The following is a 23,878-nucleotide window of genomic DNA, read 5'->3' on the forward strand; positions in this document are numbered from 1 at the left end:
GATTTTGCGATGCGCGAACAGCAAGAACACACCTTCAGTACCCATGATAGCGTCGAGCTTTTCTACCGGCACTGGCCGGCTACCGCCCCAGCGGACGGCGAGCCGCGCAAGGCGATCCTGCTGTTCCATCGCGGCCATGAGCATTCGGGGCGCATCGCCCACCTGGTCGATGAACTGAACCTGCCGCATTTCGACTTCTTCGCCTGGGACGCCCGTGGCCACGGCCAATCTCCCGGCGAGCGCGGCGACAGCCCCAGCTTCGCCACCAGCGCCCGCGACGTGCAGACGTTCTGCGACCACATCGGCACCACTTACGGCGTCGAGGCCGAAAATACTGCAGTCATCGCCCAAAGCGTCGGCGCGGTGATCGCAGCCACCTGGGTCCACGACTACGCGCCGAAAATCCGCGCGCTCGTGCTCGCCTCCCCGGCATTCAAAGTCAAACTGTACGTGCCCTTCGCCCGGCCGGGCCTGGCGCTGATGCGCAAGTTTCGCGGCAACTTTTTCGTCAACAGTTACGTCAAGGCCAAGTTCCTCAGCCACGACCCGGAACGCGTTGCGTCCTACGACAGCGACCCGCTGATCACCAAGGCGATTTCGGTGAATGTGCTGCTCGGCCTGTACGAAGCGGCCGACCGGGTTGTCGCCGATGCCCAGGCGATCCAGGTGCCGACCCAACTGCTGATCTCTGGCTCCGACTTCGTGGTGCATCGCAAACCCCAACAACAGTTTTTCGACCGCCTCGGCAGCCTGAAAAAAGAACTGCATATCCTCCCCGGCTTCTTCCACGACACCCTCGGCGAGCGCGACCGCGCCGTGGCCGTGAGCAGCGCCCGGCGTTTTATCCTGCAAAACTTCACGCACCCGCTGGACCGCGCCTCGCTGCTCGATGCCGACAAGCTGGGCGCCACCTGCGCCGAATCCGAATCCCTCGCTGCGCCGCTGCCGCGCAATTCCCTGCGCGACCTGTACTGGCGTATGACCCGCGCCAGCATGGGCCTGGGCAAAACGCTGTCAGACGGCGTGAAGCTGGGCTTCGACACCGGTTTCGACTCCGGCAGCACCCTGGACTACGTGTACCGCAACACGCCCACCGGCAAAGGCCGGCTGGGCCGGATGATCGACAGCAACTACCTCAACTCCATCGGCTGGCGCGGCATTCGCCAGCGCAAGCTGAACGTCGAAGAGCTGCTGCGCCTGGCCATGACCCAGTTGCGCACAGCGGACCGCGAAGTGCGCATCGTCGATATCGCCGCCGGCCACGGTCGCTACATTCTCGAAGCCTTGCAGGGCGTTTCGCCGCTGCCGGAATCGATCCTGCTGCGCGACTACAGCGACATCAACGTGCGCGACGGTGGCGCACTGATTCGCGAAAAAGGCCTGGGGGATATCGCGCAATTCGTCAAAGGCGACGCGTTCGACCGCGCGGACCTGGCGGCGCTGGCGCCCAAGCCGACGTTGGCGGTGGTCTCCGGGCTGTATGAATTGTTTGCCGACAACGCCATGGTCGGCGGTTCGCTGGCGGGCTTGGCCGAAGCCGTGGAGCCCGGCGGTTATCTGGTCTACACCGGCCAGCCGTGGCACCCGCAGTTGGAACTGATCGCCCGCGCGTTGACCAGCCATCGCCAGGGCCAGGCCTGGGTGATGCGCCGGCGCAGCCAGGCAGAAATGGATCAACTGGTGCAAGCCGCCGGTTTCCGCAAGATCACCCAGCGGGTGGATGAGTGGGGCATCTTTACCGTGTCCCTGGCGCAGAAGATCTGAACATGCGCGAGCCCGGCCTGTTAAAGCCCGCGTTCCTGTGGCTGTTGCTGTTAGCGCCGCTGTTTTTCAGCACCTATGGCTTTGCCACATGGGTCACCAGCCAGCGCAGCGACGTCGGCACGCTGGTGTTCGATTGGGAAACCCACATGCCGTTCTGGGCCTGGACCATCGTGCCCTACTGGACCATCGACCTGCTCTACGGTTTCTCCCTGCTGCTGCCCAACAGCCGCCATGAACTGAAGCAACATGCGCTGCGCCTGCTGAGTGCGCAGCTCATCGCCGTGAGCTGCTTCCTGATCTGGCCGCTGCGCTTCACCTTCGAACGACCGGAGCTGGACGGCGTGTTCGGCTGGCTGTTTGCCGTGCTGGCCGGTTTCGATAAACCGTTCAACCAGGCGCCGTCGTTGCATATCGCGCTGCTGGTGATCCTGTGGATCATGTACCAACGTCACACCCAGGGCGCCTGGCGTTGGCTGGTACACGGCTGGTTCGCGCTGATCGGGGTTTCGGTGCTGACCACTTATCAACACCACTTTATTGACTTACCCACAGGCGCCCTGGCGGGTTGGCTGTGCGTGTGGCTGTGGCCGCTGGAACACCCGAGCCCGCTGTTGAATGCGCGGCTGACCCGCGATTCCACGCGCTGGCGGCTGGGGCTGCGCTATGGCCTGGGCGCGCTGGCGCTGATCATCCTCGCGTTTACCCTCGGCGGCGGGTGGCTGTGGCTGCTGTGGCCGGCGCTGTCCCTGGGGCTGATCAAGGCGAATTACGTCGTCCTCGGCGCGCCAGGTTTCCAGAAACGTGCCGACGGTCAACTGACCCCCGCCGCGCGTTGGCTGTATGCACCGTATCTGGCCGCGGCGTGGCTCAATTCGCGGTGGTGGACACGCACGCATCCACAACCCGACCTGATTGTGGATAACGTCTGGCTCGGGCGGCTGCCTACCGCGCGAGAGCAAGGTTCATTCACGGCCATCGTCGATTTGTGCGCGGAATTGCCGATTAATCCACAGGGCCGCGCCTATCAATGCGTCCCCGTACTCGACCTGATCGCGCCGACCCCCGCCGAATGCCTGCAAGCGGCGCAAGCCATCGAACGTCTGCGCGCCAGCGGCGCCGTGCTGGTGTGCTGCGCCCTCGGCTATTCGCGCAGCGCTACCGCCGTCGCCGCCTGGCTGCTGCACAGCGGGCGCGCCGCCACGGTGGATCAAGCACTGGCTATTATTCGTACAGCACGGACCCAGGTGGTCCTGCATCCCGCTCATCGCCATGCCTTGGAGGCCTTGCCCCATGCCTGCTGATATGGAACTTCAGGTCGTCGCCAGCCTGCTGCGCCGTGGCCGCTCACTGGATCAGTTATCCACAGGCCTGACGCTGCTGGGCGTGTTATTCGGCCTGGCGCAACTGTTGATGGCCAGCGTCGCGCCGATCTGCCTACTGCTCAGCCTGTGGATGATTATCCTCGGCCTGCTGCAGAAGTACTGGGCACTGCGCGTGGCCTTCGACGCCGACCTGTTCACCCTGCTCGCCCGCGACACCGAACGCACCCCGGACCTCGACCAGGCCCTGCAAACCCTCGGCCTGCAGTCGCCCAAACGCGCCGGCCGGCCCTGGACCGAACGCCGTCGCGGCGCCCTCAAATTGCTGCGCAAGCAAGCCTGGCTGCTCGGCGCGCAAGTGCTGCTGACCCTGGGCGTGATCCTCGCCAGCCCTTGGCTACCTTTCGCCGGATAAGGAATCCTCATGTTCGAACCCGTGGTTGCCACCCTGATTACCTCGATGGCCCGCACCGTCACCGGCGCCCGCAGCCTGTGGCTGGGATGCGCGCCGTTGCCGGTGCAACGCATCTATTTCGCCAACCACAGCAGCCACGGCGACTTTGTGTTGCTGTGGGCATCGCTGCCGCAGAACCTGCGCAAATTCACGCGCCCGGTGGCCGGCAGTGACTACTGGAATAAAAGTGCGCTGCGCCGCTACATCATCCGCCGCGTATTCAACGGCGTGTTGATCGACCGTGAACGCAAAGACCCTGTGGATAACCCCTTGCAGCCCATGCTCGCCGCGCTGGAAGGCGGCGACTCGCTGATCATCTTTCCCGAAGGCACACGCAATCTGGAGGATGGCTTGCTGCCGTTTAAAAGCGGCCTGTATCACCTGGCAAAAAGTTACCCACAGGCCGAATTGATCCCGGTGTGGATTGCCAACCTCAACCGGGTCATGCCCAAGGGCCGCGTCCTGCCGCTGCCTTTGCTGTGTACCACCAGCTTCGGCGCCCCACTGCAATTGGAAGACGGCGAAGACAAAGCGGCCTTCCTTGCCCGCACCCGCGACGCCCTGCTCGCCCTCGCACCGGAGCATTTCTGACATGGATAGCCAAACCCTGATGCTGTTCGGCGGGATCGGCGCGATCCTGGTACTCGCCTCGCTGATCGGCCTGATCCTCAAGCTGCGCACCCGTGGCACGCCGAATGCGGTGATCGACAACCTCAATGCCCGCATCAACGCCTGGTGGGTGATGGTGGTGGTGATCGGCATCGCCTTCTGGCTCGGCACCGGCGCAGTGATCCTGCTGTTCTACGCCGTCTCGTTCTACGCCCTGCGCGAATTCCTCACCCTCACCCCCACCCGGCGCAGCGACTACCCGGCCCTGGTGGCCGCGTTCTACCTGGCGCTGCCGCTGCAATACCTGCTGATCTACGCCGACTGGTACGGGCTGTTCTCGATCTTCATCCCGGTGTACGTGTTCCTGCTGCTGCCGATCCTCGCCTCCCTCGGCGGCGACAGCACACACTTCCTGGAGCGCGCCTCGAAGGTGCAATGGGGCCTGATGATCGCGGTGTTCTGCGTGTCCTTCGTGCCCGCCCTGCTCACCCTCGACATCCCCGGTTATGAAGGCCGCAACCTGCTGCTGATCGCCTACCTGGTGATCGTGGTGCAACTGTCGGACGTGCTGCAGTACGTGTGCGGCAAGCTGTTCGGCAAACACAAGATCGCGCCCAACCTGTCACCGTCGAAAACCGTCGAAGGCTTTGTCGGCGGCATCCTGCTCTCCTCCCTGATCGGCGCCGCGCTGTGGTGGACCACGCCGTTCAACCCGTGGCAGTCGTTCTTGATTGCGCTGCTGATCAACCTGCTGGGGTTTGCCGGCGGCATTGTGATGTCGGCGATCAAACGCGACCGTGGCGTGAAGGACTGGGGGCATATGATCGAGGGGCACGGCGGAATGCTCGATCGGCTGGATTCGGTGTGCTTTGCGGCGCCGATTTTCTTTCATCTGGTGCGCTATTGGTGGACCTGACAAACAGCGCCCTCAAGCCTGACGAAGATCAACATGTGAATCCCAGCCCCCCATAAACATCCCCCCACGATGCGACGTATCGACCTCATCGTTTGTCTTAAAGACGCGTGTAAGATACGTCGCACTTAGCCAGGGATGCTCACCATGTTTGACGCGTTAAAAACGATCTGTCGCCGCTTGTTCGGTGCGTTAATGACTGTGGTGGGTGCCCTGTTCGGCCAATGGCGGCCGCCGTTCTGGCTGCGTGCCATCGGCCGTGGCGGGCTGAACCTGGCGAGCAAGGCCCGTGCTTATCCGCGCCAGGCCGGTGCCGGGGTGTTGGGCCTGGTGCTGCTGGCCGCCGCCGGGTTCTATGGCTGGCATTGGTACTCCAACCTGCCGCAGCCGCACACCGTGGGTTATTCGCTGCACAAACCCAACCTGACTGACTACACCCAGCAACCCGCCGTTGTGGATAACCTGCAGGTGCGTTTTGCCGAGTCCGTCGCCCCCTTGGCGGCGATAGGCAAGCCGGTCACCGCAGGCATTACCCTTAAACCCGCTGTGGCCGGTGCCTGGCGCTGGTCCGATGACCACACGTTGCTGTTCACACCGGAAAAAGACTGGCCCATCGACGCCCATTACACCTTCGATTTGGCGAAGAAAAACCTGCTCGCCGACGGCGTGTTGCTCAGCGAGTACAGCGGCCAGTTCTCCACCCAGCCGTTTCGCGCGAGCCTTTCGCAGAACGAGTTGTATCAGGACCCGTCCAACCCGACGCTGAAACAACTGGTGGCGACTTTCCGCTTTTCCCACCCGGTCGACGAAGAAAGCCTGCGCAAGCGGGTTTCGATCATTCTCGGCAAAGGCCTCGCCTACCGCGACGCCCAGTTACCCAATCGCCCGGAAATCACCTTCGACGAGACCCAGCTCAACGCCTATGTACGCTCCGCCGCCCTGGCCACCCCACTGGAAAGCACGCCCGTCAGCGCCAAGCTCGACGAAGGCATCAAAGCCCGTGACGGTGGCAACGCCAGCAACGCGCCATTGGTGGCCGAAGTCACCGTGCCCGGCCGCTACCGCCTGACGTTTACCGCTGCCGAAGTGAGCTTTGTCGACAACGAACGCGGCGAACCCGAGCCGGTGTTGATGTTCAGCAGCTCCAGTGCCGTGGCCGATGACACCATCGCCGGTAAGGTCCAGGCGTGGCTGTTGCCGGAAAAAGCTGAGGACGACACGCGCCCCTATAACAGCAACGACATCGACGACGCGCTGCTGGCCCGTAGCACCAAGATCAACCTGACCCACGTGCCCAGCGTCGAACCGCTCAACACCCTGCACGCGTTCAAGTTCAAGGCCCCGGCCGGTCGTGCGCTGTATGTGCGCGTGCCCGCGAACCTGGAAGCCATTGGCGGCTACCTGGCGAAAAACCCTACGGCGTCGCTGATCAGCATGCCGGCCTATCCGCGCACGCTGCAGTTCCTGTCTGACGGCGCCTTGCTCAGCCTCACCGGCGAAAAACGCCTGGGCTTCATGGCCCGTGGCGTGCCCGGCGCCCATGTGGAAATCGCTCGCCTGCTGCCCAACCAGTTGCAACATTTGGTGGACCAGAGCAGCGGCAGCTTTGCGCGGCCGAACTTCGGCAATGAGTACTTCGACCGCATGGTCGAGCGTCAGTCACTGGATATTCCGCTGTCGTCCAACGACCCGGCGAAAACCGTCTACGACAACGTCGATCTCAGCCGCTACCTGAGCGCCAACGGCGGCCGGCGCGGTATTTTCGTACTCAAGCTCAGCCCACAGGATGACCCGGCCGAGCGCACATTCGACTACTCCCGCAGCAGCACCAGCGACCTGCGCTTTATCGTGGTGACGGACCTCGGGATCATCGCCAAGCGCTCCAGCGACGGCAGCCATGACGTGTATGTGCAGTCCATCGGCAATGGTTCGCCGGTGGCCGACGCGCAAGTCGACATCATCGGCCGTAACGGTTTGCCGGTCGCCAGCGGCCACACCGACGCCGAAGGCCACGCGCATTTCGCCAAACTCGATGAACTGCGCCGTGAGAAAACGCCGCTGATGTATGTGGTCAGTCGCGGCAATGACCAATCTTTCCTGCCGATTGCCCGTCAGTCCCAGCAGCTGGATTTGTCGCGCTTTGATGTAGGTGGTTTGCAAGAAGACGGTGCGATCGATCGCCTCAGCGCCTACCTGTTCACCGACCGTGGCCTGTACCGGCCCGGCGAAACCGCGCACCTGGGCATGATCGTGCGCAGCGGCAACTGGAAAGGCGCCCTGCAAGGCCTGCCGGTGGAGCTGCAAATCACCGACCCGCGCGGCCTGGAAGTGATTCGCCAGCCGCTGAAGCTGTCCGCCAGCGGTTTTGAAACCTTTGATTTCCCCAGCAGCGAAGTGGCCCCCGCCGGGGATTACACCGCGACCTTGCAACTGCTCGGCGAAAAACAGACCCGCACCGACCTGGGCAGTGTCAGCTTCAAGGTCCGCGACTTCGAGCCGGACCGCATGAAGGTCAGCCTGAGCCTGCACGACACGCCGGTGCCGGGCTGGATTGCACCGGACCAGGTGCTGGCCAAGGTCACCGCAATGCACCTGTTCGGCGCCCCGGCGTCCGGCCGGCGCGTGACGGCGAAGATGTCCCTGAGCCCGACGCTCGCGGCATTTGAGCGTTACCCCGATTACCGCTTCCGCCTCAACGACACGCTGGAAGAGGCCAGCACCGAAGACCTCGCCGAGAGCACCGTCGATGACAACGGCCAAGCCGTGCTCGACCTCAACCTGCAGCGCTTCGCCAACAGCACTTACCGCCTGCAGGTGATGACCCAGGTGTTCGAGGCCGAAGGCGGGCGCAATGTGGCAGCGCAAAGTGCGTTGCTGGTGTCGTCTGCGCCCTACCTGGTGGGTGTGAAAAGTCAGGACTCGCTGTCGTATGTCGCCAAGGACGCCCCACGCCAGGTGCAATGGTTGGCCGTCGCGCCGGATCTCACACCGCTGGCGGTGGACGGCCTGACCAGCGAAGTGGTCGAGCACCGCTACGTCTCGGTGCTGGTGAAACAGTCCAACGGCACCTACAAATATGAATCGCGGATCAAAAACATCAGCCAGCCGGCCTCGCCGCTGGTGATGACCAAGGACGGCGCCAAGCAAACCCTGAACACTGCCACCCCAGGCGATTTCACCCTGCAACTCAAAGACGCCAACGGCAAGCTGCTGAACCAGATCGACTACAGCGTGGCCGGGCGTGGCAACACCTCGCGCTCCCTGGAGCGCAACGCCGAGCTGCAACTGCGCCTGGATAAACGCAGTTACGCGACGGGAGATGAGATCGCAATCAGTGTCCGCGCGCCGTACACCGGGGCGGGCCTGATCACCATCGAGCGCGACAAGGTCTACACCCAGCAGTGGTTCAAGGCCGACAGCACCAACAGCGTGCAACATATCCGCGTGCCCGCAGGGCTTGAGGGCAATGCCTACGTCAACGTGCAGTTCGTGCGCGACATCGGTTCGTCCGAGGTTTACATGAGCCCGCTGTCCTATGGCGTGGTGCCGTTCAGCATCAACCTGGATGCGCGGCGCATGCCATTGAAGGTTGACGGCCCGGCGCAGATCGAACCGGGGCAGACCCTGGATATCAAGGTCAACGCCGACCGCCCGGGCCGTGCGGTGGTGTATGCGGTGGACGAAGGCATCCTGCAAGTGGCGCGCTACCAGACGCCGGACCCGTTGGGCTTCTTCTTCCAGAAGCGTGCGCTGGAAGTCGGCACCAGTCAGATTCTTGACCTGATCCTGCCGGAACTCAGCCGTCTGCTCAGTGGGGCCGCGCCCGGTGGCGATACCGAAGGCGCGCTGGCCAATCACCTCAACCCGTTCAAGCGTAAACATCAGCCGCCCGTGGCCTGGTGGTCCGGGCTGGTGGACTTGCCGGCCGGCGACACCGTGCTGCATTACCAGGTGCCCGACAGTTTCAACGGCAAGCTGCACCTGTTCGCGGTGGCGGTGGATGCCGACAGCGTGGGCGTCAGCGAGGCCACAACCGAGGTGCGCGGACCGCTCGTGATCACGCCAAACGTACCGGCTTTCGTGGCGCCGGGGGATGTGTTCAACGTGAGCGCCGGGGTGTTCAGCAACCTCGATGCGGCGGCGGATGTGAAGTTTGAAGTGCAGACCAGCGACGGCCTCAACGTGCAGGGCGACAAAGGCAGCACCTTGTCACTGCAACCGCGCAAGGAAGGCACCGCCGAGTTCAAGATCAAGGTCGGCGACACCCTCGGCTCGGCAGATCTGCGCTTTATCGCCGTGTTGCCGAATGGCAAGCGCATTCAGGTGGCAGAAACCACCTCGATCCGCCCCCTGAGCGAACATCGCGTGGCCTTGAGCCTGGGCCGTTTCGACAGCGCCAGCAAAGAGCTCAAGCCCACCCGCGAACTGTTCAGCCAACTGCGCGATGTGCAATTGGGTATGGCAGCGTCGCCGCTGGTGTGGGCCAACGGCCTCAAGCATTACCTGGATGACTACGGCTACGCCTGCACCGAGCAGTTGGTGTCCAAGGCCATGCCGGCGTTGATCTGGGGTGGCAACGCGCCCGAGGCCGAACAAGCCTTCGCCGGCGCGGTGCGGATGTTGCGCCAGCGCCAGAACCAGGCCGGCGGTTTCGGCTTGTGGGCAGCCAACCCGGACGTGGCCCCGTATGCCAGCCTGTACGCCACCGACTTCCTGATCGAAGCCAAGGAACGCGGGCTGCCGGTGCCGGAAGATCTGCTAGTACGGGCCAATACTTATCTGACGGACCTGGCCAACGGCCCGAGCGAAGGCCTGTCGGAATTGCGCAACCGCGCCTACGCCAGTTACCTGCTGAGCCGTCAGGGGATTCTGGTGAGCGGCGCCTTGAGCGACATCCGTGAGCGCTACGAGAGCTACTTCAAGGACACTTGGCAGAATGACCTGGGCGCCGCCTACCTGGCCGCCAGCTACAAGCTGCTCAAGCAGGATCGCCAAGCCGATACGCTGTTCCGTAAGATCCCATGGCGTTCGCTTGTGGATAAGTGGAACAGCGACGGCCTGTATTACGACCCATTGGTGCATGACGCCGAACACCTGCACCTGCTGGCGCGGCACTTCCCCGAGTTGCTGGACGATGTGCCGACAGCGCTGCTGGATAAACTCGGCAAGCGCCTTAACGAGCAACGTTACAACTCGCTGTCGGCGGCGCTGTTACTGCGCGCCCTGGACAACTATGGCCAGCGTGCGCAAAGCGACATGACCCTCAAAGCCAGCGCGTGGCTGGGCGACAAGCAGCAACAACTGCTGGAGATGGCCGGCCAGCCGCCGCGTGCCGCCGTGCCTGGCGCCACGCAAAAGTTGCTGCTGGAAAAATCCGACGGCCCGGCAGCGTTCTACATGCTCAGCGAAGCCGGCTTTGATAAAGGCGCCAAGCTCAAGCCGATCAACAATGGCCTGGAAATCATCCACGAGTACCTCGACCTCAACGGCGAGCCGGTGAGCAAAGTCGCGGTGGGCGATGAGTTCCTGGTGCGCCTGCGCCTGAGAGCGACCGACCGCGATCAAGTGCAGCAAGTGGCGGTGGTCGACCTGCTGCCCGGTGGCGTCGAGCCTGTGTATAACTTGCCGCCGGAGCCGGAAGCCGCCAGCACCGAGGACAGTGAAGGCGAGGAAGCTGAATACGTAGAAGACAGCGAACCGTCTGACGCCTGGCAAGCGCCGATCGGCGAAGCCGAACTGAGCAACTGGCAGCCGGACTACGTGGACGTGCGCGATGATCGGGTGGTGTTGTACGGCACCGCGCTGCGTGACGTAGGCACTTTCGTGTACCGCGTGCGCGCCACCAACGCAGGCACCTTCAATACGCCACCGGCCTACGCCGAAGGCATGTACGAAACCACCCTGCAAGGGCGCGGCAAAGTAGGCCAGCTTGAAATTACCAAGCCTTAAGCGCCTGACGCCGCTGCTGGCAGCGGCGGTACTGCTGGCGGGGCTGCGGCTGTGGCCGCATGCCCCGCTGGAACAGGCGGTGACATCGTCGAGGGTGGTGCTGGCCGACGATGGCTCGCTGTTGCGCATGACCTTGGCGGATGACGGGCAATATCGCTTATGGCTACCGCTGGAGCGGTTTTCTCCGTCATTGATCGAGGCCTTGCTGCTCAAGGAAGACCGTAATTTCTACTGGCACCCGGGGATCAATCCCCCGGCGTTGCTGCGGGCGGCCATGGCCACTTACAGCGGCGGCCAGCGCCAGGGCGGCTCGACGCTGAGCATGCAACTGGCGCGGCGCCTGTGGGACCTCAACACCCGCCAAGTGCCGGGCAAGCTGCAACAGATGGCCTTGGCCTTGTGGCTGGAAGCGCGCTACAGCAAGCACGACATCCTTGAGGCCTACCTGAACCTGGCGCCCATGGGCGGCAATATCGAAGGCGCCGAGGCGGCGAGTCGCATCTACTTCGGCAAGTCGGCGGCGCAGTTGTCGTTGTCCGAAGCGCTGGCACTCGCGGTGATCCCCCAGCAGCCCGGGCGGCGCGCACGCTTCGGGCCATCGCTGCAAAACGCACGGCTGCGCTTGATGAACGACTGGCGCGCTACTTATCCACAGGACCCGCGCAACGACAGCCTGCTGGATTTGCCCATCGAGGCGCGCAACCGCCAGCAGATCGCGTTTCTGGCGCCGCACTTGAGCGAACAGTTGCTCGCGTCCCAAGCGGGTAACGAGTTGAACAGCACCCTCAACCTGCCCTTGCAACAATTGCTCGAACGCCTGATCAGCGGCTTTATCGCCGAACGGCGCGGTACCGGGGTGGAAAACGCCACGGCGATCCTGATCGACAGCCGCGACCAGAGCGTCAAAGCACTGGTGGGCTCGGCGGATTACTTATCCACAGGCATCCATGGCCAGGTCAATGGCGTGCTGGCGCGGCGTTCGCCGGGGTCGACGCTCAAACCGTTCCTCTACGGATTGGCGCTGGACCAGGGGGTGATCCACCCCATGAGCATCCTCAAGGATTTACCCAGTAACTTCGGCTACTTCCAACCGGAGAATTTCGACGGCAGTTTTGTCGGGCCACTGACGGCGCGCGATGCGTTGATCCGTAGCCGCAATATCCCCGCCGTGTGGCTCGCCAGCCAGGTGAAGGCGCCTTCGTTATACGGCTTGTTGCAACGCGCCGGCATCAAGGGCCTGCGCGGTGAAAGCCATTACGGCCTGGCCCTGGCCCTCGGCGGCGGCGAGATGACGCCCGAAGAGCTGGCGCGGCTGTATCTGATGCTGGCCGGCGACGGGCACCTGCGGCCCTTACGCTATGTGCAGGAACAGCCCCAGGCCAGTGGCCCAGCGCTGCTGACGCCTCAAGCCGCCTTCATGGTGCGCGACATGCTGCGCCGCAACCCGCGCCCGGATGGCCTGCCCGGCCGACATTGGCGCACCGCCTGGAAAACCGGCACCTCCTGGGGCTTTCACGATGCATGGAGCGCCGGCCTGGTCGGCCCCTACGTGCTGGTGGTGTGGGTAGGTAACTTCGACGGGCGACCAAACCCCGCGTTCATCGGCGCCAAAACCGCCGCGCCGCTGTTCTTCCGCATCGCCGACGCCCTGCCCCTGGCCTTGCCCAACGTGCAGATCAAACCCGACAAGCCGCCGCCCGGGCTGATCCGCATCGACGTCTGCGCAGCCTCCGGCGAGTTGCCCAACCGCTGGTGCCCGCAAACCCGCAAGACCTGGTACATCCCCGGCGTCTCACCGATTCGCGTGTCCAACCTGCACCGCCCGGTGCTGATCGACACCCGCACCGGCAAAGCCGCCTGCCCGCCGTTCGACCCGCAGTACACCCGCGAAGAGGTCTTCGAGTTCTGGCCCAGCGACGTACAACGCCTGTACCGCGCCGCCGGCCTGGCTCGACGCACGCCGCCCAGCGTGATGAAAAACTGCCAGCCCAACCGCATCAGCGACCAGAGCGAAGCCCCGCAGATCCGCTCGCCGCTGACCCAGGTGAGCTACCAACTGCGCCTGTCCCAGCCGCAGGAGAGCATTGCACTGAATGCCAACGCGGCCAGCGACGCGACGACGTTGTACTGGTTTGCCGACCAGACCCTGATCGGCCAAGGCCCGCCGCAATCCACACTGAATTGGCGACCGGGCAAGTCGGGGGAGTATCGATTGCGGGTCAGTGATGATCAGGGGCGCAGTGCGAGCCGGGGGCTGAGGGTGGAGTTTGTGCCGTGATCGGGCAAACGCGCTTAACCGCTAAGCACTAGTCTCCACGTAGCTCGACTCCCCACCGCCCGTCGCGCCCGACAACCATCCCCACACGAAGCTCAAAGTGGCACGCCCGGCCTGATCCACGCCTACCGTGCCACGCGACCAACCGGCCAGCAGCTCGCCCTCAAGCGTCAGGCATTGATACAGCAACTCGATGGTATCGGCGCCTGTCACGCGCCCGACCTGCGTGCCCATGCGGATTCGACCGCCTTGGTAAGTGCCGGAAATGGCATCGCTTTCGACAAGGTAATGTAACACCGTGCCGGCACCGGATAGCCCGTGGGCGTTGTTCGCGACCGTAAAGTGGCGATTGTTCAAACGGGCGTGGATTGGGGAGAAGGGAGTGTCCATCGATGTCGCGTCCGTTCGTGGGGCTGGGTCGAGTCTGGAGACCCAGCGGTGAATTTAGAGAATTAAAACTGTCGCGGGAGCATCACGGTTTTTGCGGCCTGCAGACTCGTTGAGAGGAATCGCAAAACTGTCGCAACCACCTAAAATGCCAATCCGGACGGATACGATAGAGAATTAAAACTGTCTCAGCCAGTAACGACGCGGCTTTCACGTAGTTTTGTCAGCACCGACGGCTGGTCAGCCGCCGGACCAAGAGTCATCGACGAGGAAGGCGCTGAGGCAGAGAGTTGAACCTGCGTTTCTACTCTCCCTTTAAGTCGCTGAAGGGAATGATTTCTGTTGGCGGCGTCACCGTACCAAGTGGTTTGCGCCAGTAACCCACGCTATGCCATTGGCCGTATTTGTACCCAACCTCAGGGTAGGTGCCGATGTGGGTGAAGCCTAGCGCTTCATGAATACCTATGCTTCCCGCATTGGGTAAGGCGATGCCGGCATAGGCTGCATGAAACCCCTGTTTCTCTAGGACTGGTAGAAGCTGCTGATAAAGGGCACGACCAACCCCTTTTCGGTGCACTGACGGGTCGACATACACGGTGACATCCACCGACCAACGATAGGCTTCCCTGGCTCGATGCTGGCTGGCATAAGCGTATCCAACGACCTTGCCGTCCATCTCTGCTACCAGATAGGGATACGTTGGCAGTGTTGCGGCTATTCGTGCTGCCATCTCATCGACAGTCGGTGGCGTCAGCTCAAACGAAATGACCGTGTCCAAAACCATCGGCGCATAGATAGCCTGGATGTCAGAGGCATCAGCGGGTGTAGCAATCCTCACTTTATAATTCATGTCTTTCCTTGCTGCCCCTTAAAGAACCGCGTTTGAAGGGCTGAACCACCTAGGCCCAGCCCTTCAGAATGTCGCGATAGAACCGTGAACTTTGCCTCAGACGGGCTCACCACATCCACGAACCGCAGAGAGCACCGTTCACTGAATTGGTAGCTTCTGCTCGTGGAGACCAGGCTGCGGGATATCCACTACGACCTCTTTACCACCGAGAACCTTCGCCAGGAACAGCGCCGTTAGCCCACCGAAAAACTGCGCAATGATGAATGGCGGTACGTCTGATATCCGTATCCCCGAGAATGTATCGGTGAATCCGCGAGCAATCGTCACCGCCGGATTCGCAAAGCTCGTGGAGGACGTGAACCAGTAGGCTGCGACAACATACGCGGCAACCACCTGAGGCACTTTTGCTTTGTGATATTTATCGCACAGCAGAATTGTCAGCACCAATCCCGACGTTGCCAGGTACTCACTGAACCATTGCGATGGCCCTGTGCGAACATGATGGGAGAACTCGACCACAGGCAGCTCGAACATGAAATGCGCAGCGAATACCCCGAAGATTGCACCCGTTGTTTGAGCCGCCACGTAGGGGCCAAGTTGCTTACTGCTCAGTCCTCCGCGCAAATAATCGATTACAGAGACCACCGGGTTGAAGTGCGCACCGGAAAAAGTGGAGAAGCACACGATCAGTACATACAAGCTCGCGCCAGTTGCCAGCGCATTGGCAAGAAGCGCTAGCGCATCGTTACCGTTCGCCAGGCGCTGAGCCATGATTCCAGAACCGATCACGGTGCAAAGCAGCACTGCTGTGCCGAGAAACTCAGCCAAGATCTTCCGTGAAGTACTCATTGGATAGGCCTATGAGGAGAGATTTGAGGGGTAGCGGCTACTGAGCTGGCTCGTAGCCGCAGACGCTGTTACGAGCAGCAAGACTTGGGCTTAACGGGCAGACTTCCTTCTACTACATACAGCGCATCGTCTGCGGACAGGTAGGCATCTTCTGAGGCCAACTCCGTGAGCACACCGCGCTTGTAAACCCTGCCGCTATCACCGGTGAGTTCAAGCCCAGGCCCTCGGTAGATCACCGTCACAGTCTTCCCGCTCTGAACTTCAGGCTTGGTACCAGTAACAGTGACGGAGTAGAACCGGACAGAGCCTATTCGCTTGGTTGAGGCGTCGTTCCTCGCCTCAATCTTTATTCCCGTCAGACCGACTTCTTGAAGCTGCTTGTAGAAGTCCTGTTCTTGAAGCACGCCGGAGTAGCAGGCCGACCACAGCTTAGTGTCTCGTTTCAACTCATCAGGAATGGCGATATCTGAAACGTTGTCAGAAATTGCAAAGCGTCCGCCTGGTTTCAGTACCCGAAAAATTTCGGCGAAAACATTCTGCTTTTCAGTCTCGCCAACCAGATTGATCACGCAGTTAGAGATCACCAGATCGACAGACTGGCTGTCGATAAGAGGCTTGGACTCGGAGCTATCGCTGATGAACTGTTCAAAGTTTTTCCACGATGCCCAGTCAGCACAAGGTTCCGAACGCAGACGCTCTTCGGCGAGCTCCTGATCGACTTTCAGGTTGCTCGCGGATGCCTTGTAGAAACGCAATGGTGCGCTATCCGTTGCCTTCTGAAAGGCATTCGCTTCTTCACGAGCGATCAGCAACATGCTTGGGTTGATGTCGATACCAAAGACAGCACCCTTACTGCCGGCGATTTGGGCAGCTACGTAACAATTCAGGCCAGCCCCTGACCCCAAGTCCAGGACGACATCACCCTCACGCACATACTTGGTCGGGTTACCGCACCCGAAGTTGGCCTCGATGATTCGCTTCGGAATGTTTTTCAGGTACTGGGCACCATAAGCGTCGCTGCAGCAGCTCTCAGTGAGTTGCGATTCAAGGACAACGTTGCCGTTGCTCAACGCCTCGTTGTAGTCGGCGATGATTGTGTTTTCAATTGCAGAAGTCATTACTCACATCTCCGGATTAGCAGCACGAAGTACCATCAGCGCAGCACGATTCCTCGGCAGAGCCTGCGATAGGTACAAGCCCTTTGGTGACCTTGGGATCTCGAACTGAAGGCGTGTTGCAGTCGAAGAAGCCGCTCTTGTCCAAGGCTGGCTCGACATAGCAACGCACTGGGATGAATTGGCCTTGGTAAGGCGCGGACATCAGCAGATTGAAGGTCTTTTCGCACACCGCTGTACGGACGCCGCGCTGGTAGGTATGGCCGTCGTCGTCGACGGTATGTTTCCAGGGGCCTTTGTAGATAACGGCATGCCCCTGGTCGAGGCACACGCCGGCCTTACCCTTGTACGCGCTCACGGTGAACAGTCGGAACTCAATGCCATCCTGAATGGAGACAGGCACTTCGGAAGCGAGCTCATAGGTGATTCCATGGAAGCCCGCCTCGCAGAGCTGCTCGGCAATAGCAGACTCAGTTAGCGAGTGCTTGCACTCCAAACCTTCCACAGTAAAGGTACGGAGAGAAACGGCTTCCTCATCAGACAGAATCGCCGGAAATAACAGTCGGCCATGACGTTGCAGTCGCTCATAGAGCGATTGCGCGATTCGGCCAAACTCGGGCTCAGCGTTGAAGCCTTCCCAATAAATGTTCGCGAACAAGGTCGCGTCGGCATCATGCATGTTCGGGCTGAACACTTTGCCCTGACCCTGCCCTAACTGGGTGGCGAGTTCTTCATTTCGGTTCGCAGAGCAAATGAAAAGCGTGTTCTTGCGATCCTTCAGCGTTCGGTTTAATGACTCGTTATGCGCACGCCATGCAATATAGCCCGGCACCTGGAGACCATCAGTTTGGTTGGCCAGCCTGAGAGCTGCCTGCAACAAAGTAAGTGACGACATCTTTTATCTCCTCAGCATTTCAGGCAGCAGCGTTTGAACACACCCTCTTCCGGCGGTGTGACCGAGTCCATGAAGAGCTTGTCCAGGCGAGAGTCCGAATGCTGCCAGTCGAAGTGAAATTCGTGCTCCTCCAACTGCAACTCCTTCACCGTGTCGTTGTTAAGCAACGGTGAGCCTTTATAGAGATGCAGCCGAGTCTCAAACTGGATGGGGTCGACGATGTTCTCCAACTCGTTGCGAGCAATGAAATCGTGCAGCTCGGCCATGTCCTCAAGGCTCACCCAAGGGTTGAACGTGATGAAGGTCGGATTAACCTTGACGCCGGCCTCCTTCAGGAACGCCAACGCCTCCTCGATCATGGGCACGTTCATTTCCTTGAAGACCTGATCGAGAACTTCCTGCTTGGGGAACTCCAACGCGGTGGTGATGAAAGCAAGCCCGAGCTGCCCCATTTCCTTGATGGCGTCTTTGTTCTCCAGAATATGATCCACGCGAGTGGTGAAGTCGTACGTGAGGTCGGGGAATTGCGAATGCAGAGTCCGGATGATTTTCAAACCGTGCTTCTTGGCATTAAAAAAATCGGCATCCGTGAAGGTGAGGTGAGTCATTCCCTGTGCGACGAGGTTCGCCACGTCGCGCTCTACAAGATCGTCGGAGACCAAAAGCACCTTGCCGTCGTAGGCTGCATACACGGAACAGTAGGAACACTTGTGGTGACATCCGCGTGACCCTTCGACTCCACCCACAACTTTCTTTTCGCCGAGCAGCTTCTCCAGCTGAGGTTGCGGGTATTTGTGTAGAGGCGGTGCCAAGTCCCTGCGCGGCAGGCGGAACCCGTCACGGATCAACTGAGGCACCACAATCTCACTGGAAAGGCCGCGAGTCCGATCGATCACTCCGCGCAGATCTTGTTCCTGTTCGCCACTCAGGTGTTTAGCCAAGCTGACAATGGGTTTTTCCCACTCGCCGGCGATCGCATAGTCACCGTATTTGGAGGCCAGGCTTTTTGCATTGATGGTCGCGTATTGACCGAAGAAGCAAATTTTCTGGGAGGGCTTCGCCTCTTTAAGCTGCTTGGCCAACTGCGTTCCCGCAGTCAGAGAGTCAAAAAGCGGTACGCAGATGAAGACCAAATCTGCATCGCTGAATCTCTCTAGGGAAAGCCCCTCAACGTAGATATCGATCAGCTGCGCGTCGATATCTGCATCGAGTAGAGCTGTTGTAGCAGATATCGCGTTGAGCGGTTGATACCCCCCTTCGAATGTACTTGCGACCAGGTACTTCATTCTCTTTCTCCTTGAGCTCAGGCACGACGATTCGGTGACTGGAGTCACTGATGGTTTTGTAGGAGTTCGAAGTTAAAGCGAGATCAGCAGAAGAACTGCCAGACCTATCAATGCTTGTAGAACTGAACCGGCAGTCACCAAGCGCATATACCTGCCGGTACTGTATTCGGGGAAAGCGTCCGATTTGACCAGCCAGTAATAGCTGTCGTTAGGGAGAATGGCGACGAAGGATCCCAGGCACACGGCGAACGTGACGCTCATCAAATCCACTCCGCTGGACGCCAGGATCGGAGAAAGAACAGGAGGGATGGCAGCAAAGGTCGCAAGCGAAGAACCATTCAGAGTTTTGAATACCGCTGCCAGTAGGAATACCCCAACCAAAATGTGTGTGGTGCTACCCGATGCGCTGAATGCCTGCTGAATCAGGTCCTTGGGAAGCACCAGACCGAGGGCTTGGCCCAACGCAGACGCACAGCCGATCGTAAACAATAGCGAGCTGGTTCTACGCATCGCTTTGGACAGCAGATCTTGAACCTCACCAGGTTTGCAGCTAACTGCGATCAACAGCGATGTGGCGATCAGCGCCCCTGCGGGAGTAGTGAAGAACTCGATTACGGAGTGCTGGTTTTTGGGAATGACGTAGCCGGTGATCAGGAGCACGAAAAATACAGCCAGAGGGAGAATGACTCTGATAACGGAGTCCTGAGGCGCGGCTGAGTCAGTAAAATCGCTTGGGGATGAAAAGTCTGAGCGTGTCGTCCAGTAAGTCCAGATCGTCCCGGCCACCCAGGTAACGACTGTAAGCAGCAGCCCTAAATACAGAAATTTCGGATCATGAGTATTGGCCCCCAACCCGATCCCAATGATCAGCGGGCCTGCGGGCATCAGAAGCTTGAACCCCGAGTAGCAGCCGATCGCAATGTACTTCCTGTGTTGCCCCGCAATGGGAGCAAGAGAGGCATAAGCTGTATCGGGGCATACCATCCCAGCACCCAGCAGGGGTGACAGAGAGATACCGAATTTTCCGAAGGAAGCGCTTCCCTGCGTCGAGATCCAGCCAGCAATGAAAAACGCGCTCAGGATCACGATAGCGAAATAGCCGAGATTGTTTCCGAATCCTTTGCTCAGCGATTGGAATACGTCACCGCTGCTTGTGCCGGCAAGAAGGGGGATCAGTATTGCACCCAGTAGCATCGCGACAGGGAGAGGAATGGAAACGCTGCTCCATAGGTTCCGTAACCGGGAGCCAGTTTTCGTCCTAAGCGCTTCTACCAACATCCATGTACCTCCAAGCATTACCGAAACCGCCTCTGAAAGGTCCGTGAACCTTGTCTCTAATTCACAATCGCAAAATACGTTGCGCATCGCAACCAATATTTTGGAACAATTTTTCGGGCCGTTATGCCCAAAAATATGTGTCGCTACGACTGCTAAGGTGGTATTAGCGTTTTCCCGGAATTGCGAGCCGAGTGCTATGCCAAAGAACGATCAGATCGACCAGGATGCCGAACAGCTCTATGAAGCGCTGAGTCATTTGGTTCGCGTGTACCAGTTTCGAGACAGAGATCGCAGCTGCTGCGAAGGTCTATCCGTCACTCAATGCTACGCGCTTGAGCATGTGATAAAGGCTGGGCCTGTTCGCGTTCAATCGCTGGCCAGCGAGCTTTTTCTCGATAAGAGCAACGCCAGCCGGCTGGTTGATTCACTTGCCAAACAAGGGCTCGTTCGCCGTGTACCCGACGCAACTGACGGCCGCGCCTTGGCGATCACCGTGACGCCAGAAGGCGCGACCCTCTATGAGAGTATTCGCTCGGATTTGGTGAGTGAAGCTCGCAACCTGGCCTGCGATTTGTCGAAAGAAGCACGTTACGGGGCGATCGAAATGCTTCGTCGTTTCGCCAAAGCAACCGAACAACGCTGCGGTCTGAAAGACCCTAGCCGTGACGAGTATTTGCCAAGCAAATGCTGTTGAATTAGTAGGCTGTGCTCCTCTCTCTGACGTTTTCACCGACTCTCGGTCGAAAACGTTTCAGAGCCAAATCACCGATCTTCTGTGTACGGGAAGACAACGGGCGTGCGACCGCAAGAATCGCGAAAACTCGTGAAGAGGTCCATGTGTGTCGGCGCCGATGCCGAGGTGACCCAGTTGCCGAGATTTCACTGCCCCAGCCTGACTCCTCGTGAATCATTGTCTGTGCTGGATTTTGCAGGTTTGGAGATGGTGCAGTCTTGCGTCGGCAGCTGGGTCAATCCAGGGGCAGCGCCAACAAACGTGGGAGCTTATGGGTGATGGAACGCTTAGCAAGAGCCGTTATGTGAGGTCTCACCGGCTCCTGCGACAGCTTTAATTCTCTAAAACCAAGCGGGCCTCCAGGCGCTTGCCGTATTACTCCACCGTCACCGACTTCGCCAGGTTGCGCGGCTGGTCAACGTCGGTGCCTTTGAGCACGGCGACGTAGTACGACAGCAATTGCAGCGGGAGGGTGTAGAGGATCGGCGACAGGGTGTCGTGGATGTGCGGCATGTTGATGACGTAGGTGCCTTCGCCGTTGACCATGCCGGCTTTCTCGTCGGCGAAGACGATCAATTGGCCGCCACGGGCGCGCACTTCCTGCAGGTTGGACTTGAGCTTCTCCAGCAGTTCGTTGTTCGGCGCGACGGTGACCACTGGCATGTCGTCATCCACCAGGGCCAATGGGCCGTGTTTCAGTTCGCCGGCCGGGTAGGCTTCGGCGTGGATGTACGAAATTTCCTTGAGCTTGAGGGCGCCTTCCATCGCCACCGGGTATTGCGCGCCACGGCCGAGGAACAGGGTGTGGTTCTTGTCGGCGAACAGCTCGGCGACTTTTTCTACGGTGCTGTCCATCGCCAGCGCTTCGCCGAGGCGGGTCGGCAGGCGGCGCAGTTCTTCCACCAGGGTGGCTTCGACGCCGGGGGCCAGGGTGCCGCGCACTTGGCCCAGGGACAGGGTCAGCAGCAGCAGGCCGACCAGTTGGGTGGTGAAGGCTTTGGTAGAGGCGACACCGATTTCGCGACCGGCCTGGGTCAGCAGGGTCAGGTCGGACTCACGCACCAGGGAGCTGATGCTGACGTTGCAGATCGCCAGGCTGGCGAGGAAGCCGAGCTCTTTGGCGTTGCGCAGGGCGGCCAGGGTGTCGGCAGTTTCACCGGACTGGGAGATGGTCACGAATAGGCTGTCGGGCTGCACCACCACCTTGCGGTAACGGAACTCGCTGGCGACTTCGACCTGGCACGGAATACCGGCCAGTTCTTCCAGCCAGTAACGCGCAACCATCCCGGCGTGGTAGCTGGTGCCGCAGGCCACGATCTGGACGTTGCGCACCTTGGCGAACAGCTCAGCGGCTTGCGGACCGAAGGCGTTGACCAGTACTTGCTTGTCGCCAAGGCGACCTTCCAGGGTGCGTTGCACCACGGCCGGTTGCTCGTGGATTTCCTTGAGCATGAAGTGGCGGAACGCGCCCTTGTCGGCCGCTTCGGCGCCGTCGCGGTATTGCACGGCTTCGCGCTCGACGGAATTGCCGTTTACGTCCCAGATCGCCACGCTGTCACGGCGGATGTCGGCAATATCGCCTTCTTCCAGGTACATGAAGCGGTCGGTGACCTGGCGCAGGGCCAGTTGGTCGGAAGCGAGGAAGTTTTCCCCCAGGCCCAGGCCGATCACCAGCGGGCTGCCACTGCGTGCGGCAACGACACGGTCGGGTTGGCTCGCGCAGATCACGGCCAGGCCGTAGGCGCCGTGCAGTTCCTTGACCGTGGCCTTGAGGGCGGTGGTCAGGTCGCTGTAGTCCTTGAGCTTGTGGTTGAGCAGGTGGGCGATGACTTCGGTGTCGGTGTCCGAGGTGAACACATAACCCAGGCCCTTCAACTGTTCACGCAGCACTTCGTGGTTTTCGATGATGCCGTTGTGTACCACGGCCACGTCGCCGGAGAAGTGCGGGTGGGCGTTACGTTCGCACGGCGCACCGTGGGTGGCCCAACGGGTGTGGGCGATGCCCAGGCGACCGACCAGCGGTTCGCCGGCCAGGGCTTGGTCCAACTCGCTGACCTTGCCCGGCCGACGCAGGCGCTCCAGCTTGCCGGCGTTGGTGAAGACCGCCACACCGGCGCTGTCATAGCCGCGGTATTCCAGGCGTTTGAGGCCTTCGATCAGGATGGGGGTGATGTTACGTTCAGCGACTGCGCCAACAATGCCACACATGGTGTTTCTCCTAGATGATTGCCGCGCATATCAGCGTAATGCCGCGGGCTTGGATCTGGTCGCGGGCCTCATGCGGCAGGCGATCATCGGTGATCAGGGTATGGACGCTGCTCCAGGGCAGTTCCAGGTTGGGAATCTTGCGGCCGATCTTGTCGGATTCGACCATCACCACCACTTCACGGGCGACCTCGGCCATCACGCGGCTCAGGCCCAGCAGTTCGTTGAACGTGGTGGTGCCGCGCTGCAGATCGATGCCGTCGGCGCCGATGAACAGTTGATCAAAGTCGTAGGAACGCAGCACCTGCTCGGCAACCTGGCCCTGGAACGAGTCCGAATGCGGGTCCCAGGTGCCACCGGTCATCAGCAGCACCGGCTCGTGTTCCAGCTCGCTCAAGGCGCGGGCCACGTGCAGGGAGTTGGTCATCACCACCAGGCCGGGCTGGTGGCCCAGTTCGGGGATCATGGCGGCGGTGGTGCTGCCGCTGTCGATGATGATGCGGGCGTGCTCGCGCAGGCGCATCACGGCGGCACGCGCGATGGCGCGCTTGTAGGCCGAGATGGGCTGGGCGGGGTCGCCGACGAGTTCCTGGGGCATGGTGATCGCGCCACCGTAACGGCGTAACAACAGGCCGTTGCTTTCGAGGGCGGCCAGGTCCTTGCGGATGGTGACTTCCGAGGTTTCGAAACGCTTGGCCAATTCGTCCACGCTGACTTCGCCCCGTTCATTGAGCAAGGTCAGGATGTTGTGGCGTCTTTGGGGTGTATTTCGTTTCGACATGGTGATTATAAGTTTCGTTTCGAAAGATAACGAAGGCAATAGAAACCTATAGGCGAAAGTTCGTCAAGCAGCATTTTTTCAAACAACGCACACCGAATGTGGGAGGGGGCTTGCCCCCGATAGCAGTGTGTCAGTCATTAAGTGCTTTGACTGGACCGTCGCCATCGGGGGCAAGCCCCCTCCCACATTGGAGTTTTGCTGTCAGTGAGGCTGTGG

17 protein-coding genes are annotated in these 23,878 nt (G+C 60.6%); 8 read left to right on the plus strand and 9 right to left on the minus strand.

The features are described from left to right. Window positions 1-9: 9 nt before the first annotated feature. The 7 genes from U5A08_RS29575 to pbpC all read left to right on the plus strand — a co-directional run bounded on the left by U5A08_RS29575 (window position 10) and on the right by pbpC (window position 13,286). Window positions 10-1,764, plus strand: coding sequence for a bifunctional alpha/beta hydrolase/class I SAM-dependent methyltransferase (locus tag U5A08_RS29575; protein WP_321849657.1), 1,755 nt, complete (start codon window positions 10-12; stop codon window positions 1,762-1,764). 2 nt (window positions 1,765-1,766) lie between these two features. Beyond that, a complete protein-coding gene (locus U5A08_RS29580) occupies window positions 1,767-3,065 on the plus strand; it encodes a phosphatase PAP2/dual specificity phosphatase family protein (RefSeq protein WP_253400215.1) in 1,299 nt (432 codons plus the stop codon). Continuing rightward, complete coding sequence (locus tag U5A08_RS29585; RefSeq protein ID WP_276195550.1) at window positions 3,055-3,498, plus strand: hypothetical protein; 444 nt, start codon at window positions 3,055-3,057, stop codon at window positions 3,496-3,498. Before U5A08_RS29580 ends, U5A08_RS29585 begins: the two co-directional genes overlap by 11 nt. 9 nt (window positions 3,499-3,507) lie before the next feature. Beyond that, the gene (locus U5A08_RS29590; RefSeq protein ID WP_253400217.1) at window positions 3,508-4,128 is read left to right on the plus strand and encodes a lysophospholipid acyltransferase family protein; all 621 of its coding nucleotides are present in this window, start codon (window positions 3,508-3,510) and stop codon (window positions 4,126-4,128) included. Between the two features lies 1 nt (window position 4,129). After that, on the plus strand, window positions 4,130-5,062 hold the full coding sequence (locus U5A08_RS29595) for a phosphatidate cytidylyltransferase (protein WP_247408497.1): 933 nt from the start codon (window positions 4,130-4,132) through the stop codon (window positions 5,060-5,062). Window positions 5,063-5,206: 144 nt separating this feature from the next. Further along, window positions 5,207-11,008 (plus strand): MG2 domain-containing protein, encoded by a 5,802-nt coding sequence (locus U5A08_RS29600; protein WP_321849658.1) that lies wholly within the window; start codon window positions 5,207-5,209, stop codon window positions 11,006-11,008. Further along, a complete protein-coding gene (gene pbpC / locus U5A08_RS29605) occupies window positions 10,989-13,286 on the plus strand; it encodes a penicillin-binding protein 1C (protein ID WP_321849659.1) in 2,298 nt (765 codons plus the stop codon). The genes U5A08_RS29600 and pbpC overlap by 20 nt, the downstream gene beginning before the upstream one ends. Window positions 13,287-13,307: 21 nt before the next feature. On the opposite strand, the gene U5A08_RS29610 is transcribed toward pbpC, so the two are convergent. From U5A08_RS29610 to arsQ, 7 genes are all read right to left on the minus strand, one after another. Continuing rightward, window positions 13,308-13,673 (minus strand): avidin-fold protein, encoded by a 366-nt coding sequence (locus tag U5A08_RS29610; RefSeq protein WP_321849660.1) that lies wholly within the window; start codon window positions 13,671-13,673, stop codon window positions 13,308-13,310. Between the two features lie 301 nt (window positions 13,674-13,974). After that, window positions 13,975-14,520 carry an arsinothricin resistance N-acetyltransferase ArsN1 family B gene (locus U5A08_RS29615; protein ID WP_321849662.1) on the minus strand — a complete coding sequence of 182 codons (546 nt, stop codon included), beginning with the start codon at window positions 14,518-14,520 and terminating at the stop codon, window positions 13,975-13,977. 138 nt (window positions 14,521-14,658) lie between these two features. Further along, a complete protein-coding gene (locus tag U5A08_RS29620) occupies window positions 14,659-15,369 on the minus strand; it encodes an aquaporin (protein WP_321849663.1) in 711 nt (236 codons plus the stop codon). A 68-nt stretch (window positions 15,370-15,437) separates the two neighbouring features. After that, window positions 15,438-16,487: an arsinothricin biosynthesis methyltransferase ArsM gene (arsM, locus tag U5A08_RS29625; protein WP_321849665.1), complete on the minus strand. Its 1,050-nt coding sequence runs from the start codon at window positions 16,485-16,487 to the stop codon at window positions 15,438-15,440. A 16-nt stretch (window positions 16,488-16,503) separates the two neighbouring features. Beyond that, window positions 16,504-17,379 (minus strand): DUF8838 domain-containing protein, encoded by an 876-nt coding sequence (locus U5A08_RS29630; RefSeq protein ID WP_253400224.1) that lies wholly within the window; start codon window positions 17,377-17,379, stop codon window positions 16,504-16,506. 11 nt (window positions 17,380-17,390) lie between these two features. Further along, window positions 17,391-18,665: an arsinothricin biosynthesis radical SAM protein ArsL gene (gene arsL, locus U5A08_RS29635; protein ID WP_017129314.1), complete on the minus strand. Its 1,275-nt coding sequence runs from the start codon at window positions 18,663-18,665 to the stop codon at window positions 17,391-17,393. A 72-nt stretch (window positions 18,666-18,737) separates the two neighbouring features. Further along, window positions 18,738-19,943, minus strand: a complete 1,206-nt coding sequence (arsQ, locus tag U5A08_RS29640) for an arsinothricin export permease ArsQ (RefSeq protein ID WP_321849667.1) — start codon at window positions 19,941-19,943, stop codon at window positions 18,738-18,740. Between the two features lie 196 nt (window positions 19,944-20,139). Between arsQ and U5A08_RS29645 the strand changes: the two genes are divergently transcribed. After that, window positions 20,140-20,637: a MarR family winged helix-turn-helix transcriptional regulator gene (locus tag U5A08_RS29645; protein ID WP_253400227.1), complete on the plus strand. Its 498-nt coding sequence runs from the start codon at window positions 20,140-20,142 to the stop codon at window positions 20,635-20,637. A gap of 414 nt (window positions 20,638-21,051) precedes the next feature. Here U5A08_RS29645 and glmS read toward each other — a convergent pair whose 3' ends face one another. Together glmS and U5A08_RS29655 are read right to left on the minus strand one after the other, a co-directional pair. Next, complete coding sequence (glmS, locus tag U5A08_RS29650; protein WP_247408019.1) at window positions 21,052-22,884, minus strand: glutamine--fructose-6-phosphate transaminase (isomerizing); 1,833 nt, start codon at window positions 22,882-22,884, stop codon at window positions 21,052-21,054. A gap of 10 nt (window positions 22,885-22,894) precedes the next feature. Beyond that, window positions 22,895-23,662, minus strand: a complete 768-nt coding sequence (locus tag U5A08_RS29655) for a DeoR/GlpR family DNA-binding transcription regulator (protein ID WP_253400228.1) — start codon at window positions 23,660-23,662, stop codon at window positions 22,895-22,897. Between the last annotated feature and the right edge of the window lie 216 nt (window positions 23,663-23,878).

This window comes from Pseudomonas paraveronii, from assembly GCF_963681955.1.
GTDB classification, from domain to species: domain Bacteria; phylum Pseudomonadota; class Gammaproteobacteria; order Pseudomonadales; family Pseudomonadaceae; genus Aquipseudomonas; species Aquipseudomonas paraveronii.

Bases quoted from the DNA above. Each gene is read 5' to 3' on its own strand.
- U5A08_RS29575 (WP_321849657.1), top strand. From the start codon at position 10: ATGCGCGAACAGCAAGAACACACCTTCAGTACCCATGATAGCGTCGAG.
- U5A08_RS29580 (WP_253400215.1), top strand. From the start codon at position 1,767: ATGCGCGAGCCCGGCCTGTTAAAGCCCGCGTTCCTGTGGCTGTTGCTG.
- U5A08_RS29585 (WP_276195550.1), top strand. From the start codon at position 3,055: ATGCCTGCTGATATGGAACTTCAGGTCGTCGCCAGCCTGCTGCGCCGT.
- U5A08_RS29590 (WP_253400217.1), top strand. From the start codon at position 3,508: ATGTTCGAACCCGTGGTTGCCACCCTGATTACCTCGATGGCCCGCACC.
- U5A08_RS29595 (WP_247408497.1), top strand. From the start codon at position 4,130: ATGGATAGCCAAACCCTGATGCTGTTCGGCGGGATCGGCGCGATCCTG.
- U5A08_RS29600 (WP_321849658.1), top strand. From the start codon at position 5,207: ATGTTTGACGCGTTAAAAACGATCTGTCGCCGCTTGTTCGGTGCGTTA.
- U5A08_RS29610 (WP_321849660.1), bottom strand. From the start codon at position 13,673: ATGGACACTCCCTTCTCCCCAATCCACGCCCGTTTGAACAATCGCCAC.
- U5A08_RS29615 (WP_321849662.1), bottom strand. From the start codon at position 14,520: ATGAATTATAAAGTGAGGATTGCTACACCCGCTGATGCCTCTGACATC.
- U5A08_RS29620 (WP_321849663.1), bottom strand. From the start codon at position 15,369: ATGAGTACTTCACGGAAGATCTTGGCTGAGTTTCTCGGCACAGCAGTG.
- arsM (WP_321849665.1), bottom strand. From the start codon at position 16,487: ATGACTTCTGCAATTGAAAACACAATCATCGCCGACTACAACGAGGCG.
- U5A08_RS29630 (WP_253400224.1), bottom strand. From the start codon at position 17,379: ATGTCGTCACTTACTTTGTTGCAGGCAGCTCTCAGGCTGGCCAACCAA.
- arsL (WP_017129314.1), bottom strand. From the start codon at position 18,665: ATGAAGTACCTGGTCGCAAGTACATTCGAAGGGGGGTATCAACCGCTC.
- arsQ (WP_321849667.1), bottom strand. From the start codon at position 19,943: ATGTTGGTAGAAGCGCTTAGGACGAAAACTGGCTCCCGGTTACGGAAC.
- U5A08_RS29645 (WP_253400227.1), top strand. From the start codon at position 20,140: ATGCCAAAGAACGATCAGATCGACCAGGATGCCGAACAGCTCTATGAA.
- glmS (WP_247408019.1), bottom strand. From the start codon at position 22,884: ATGTGTGGCATTGTTGGCGCAGTCGCTGAACGTAACATCACCCCCATC.
- U5A08_RS29655 (WP_253400228.1), bottom strand. From the start codon at position 23,662: ATGTCGAAACGAAATACACCCCAAAGACGCCACAACATCCTGACCTTG.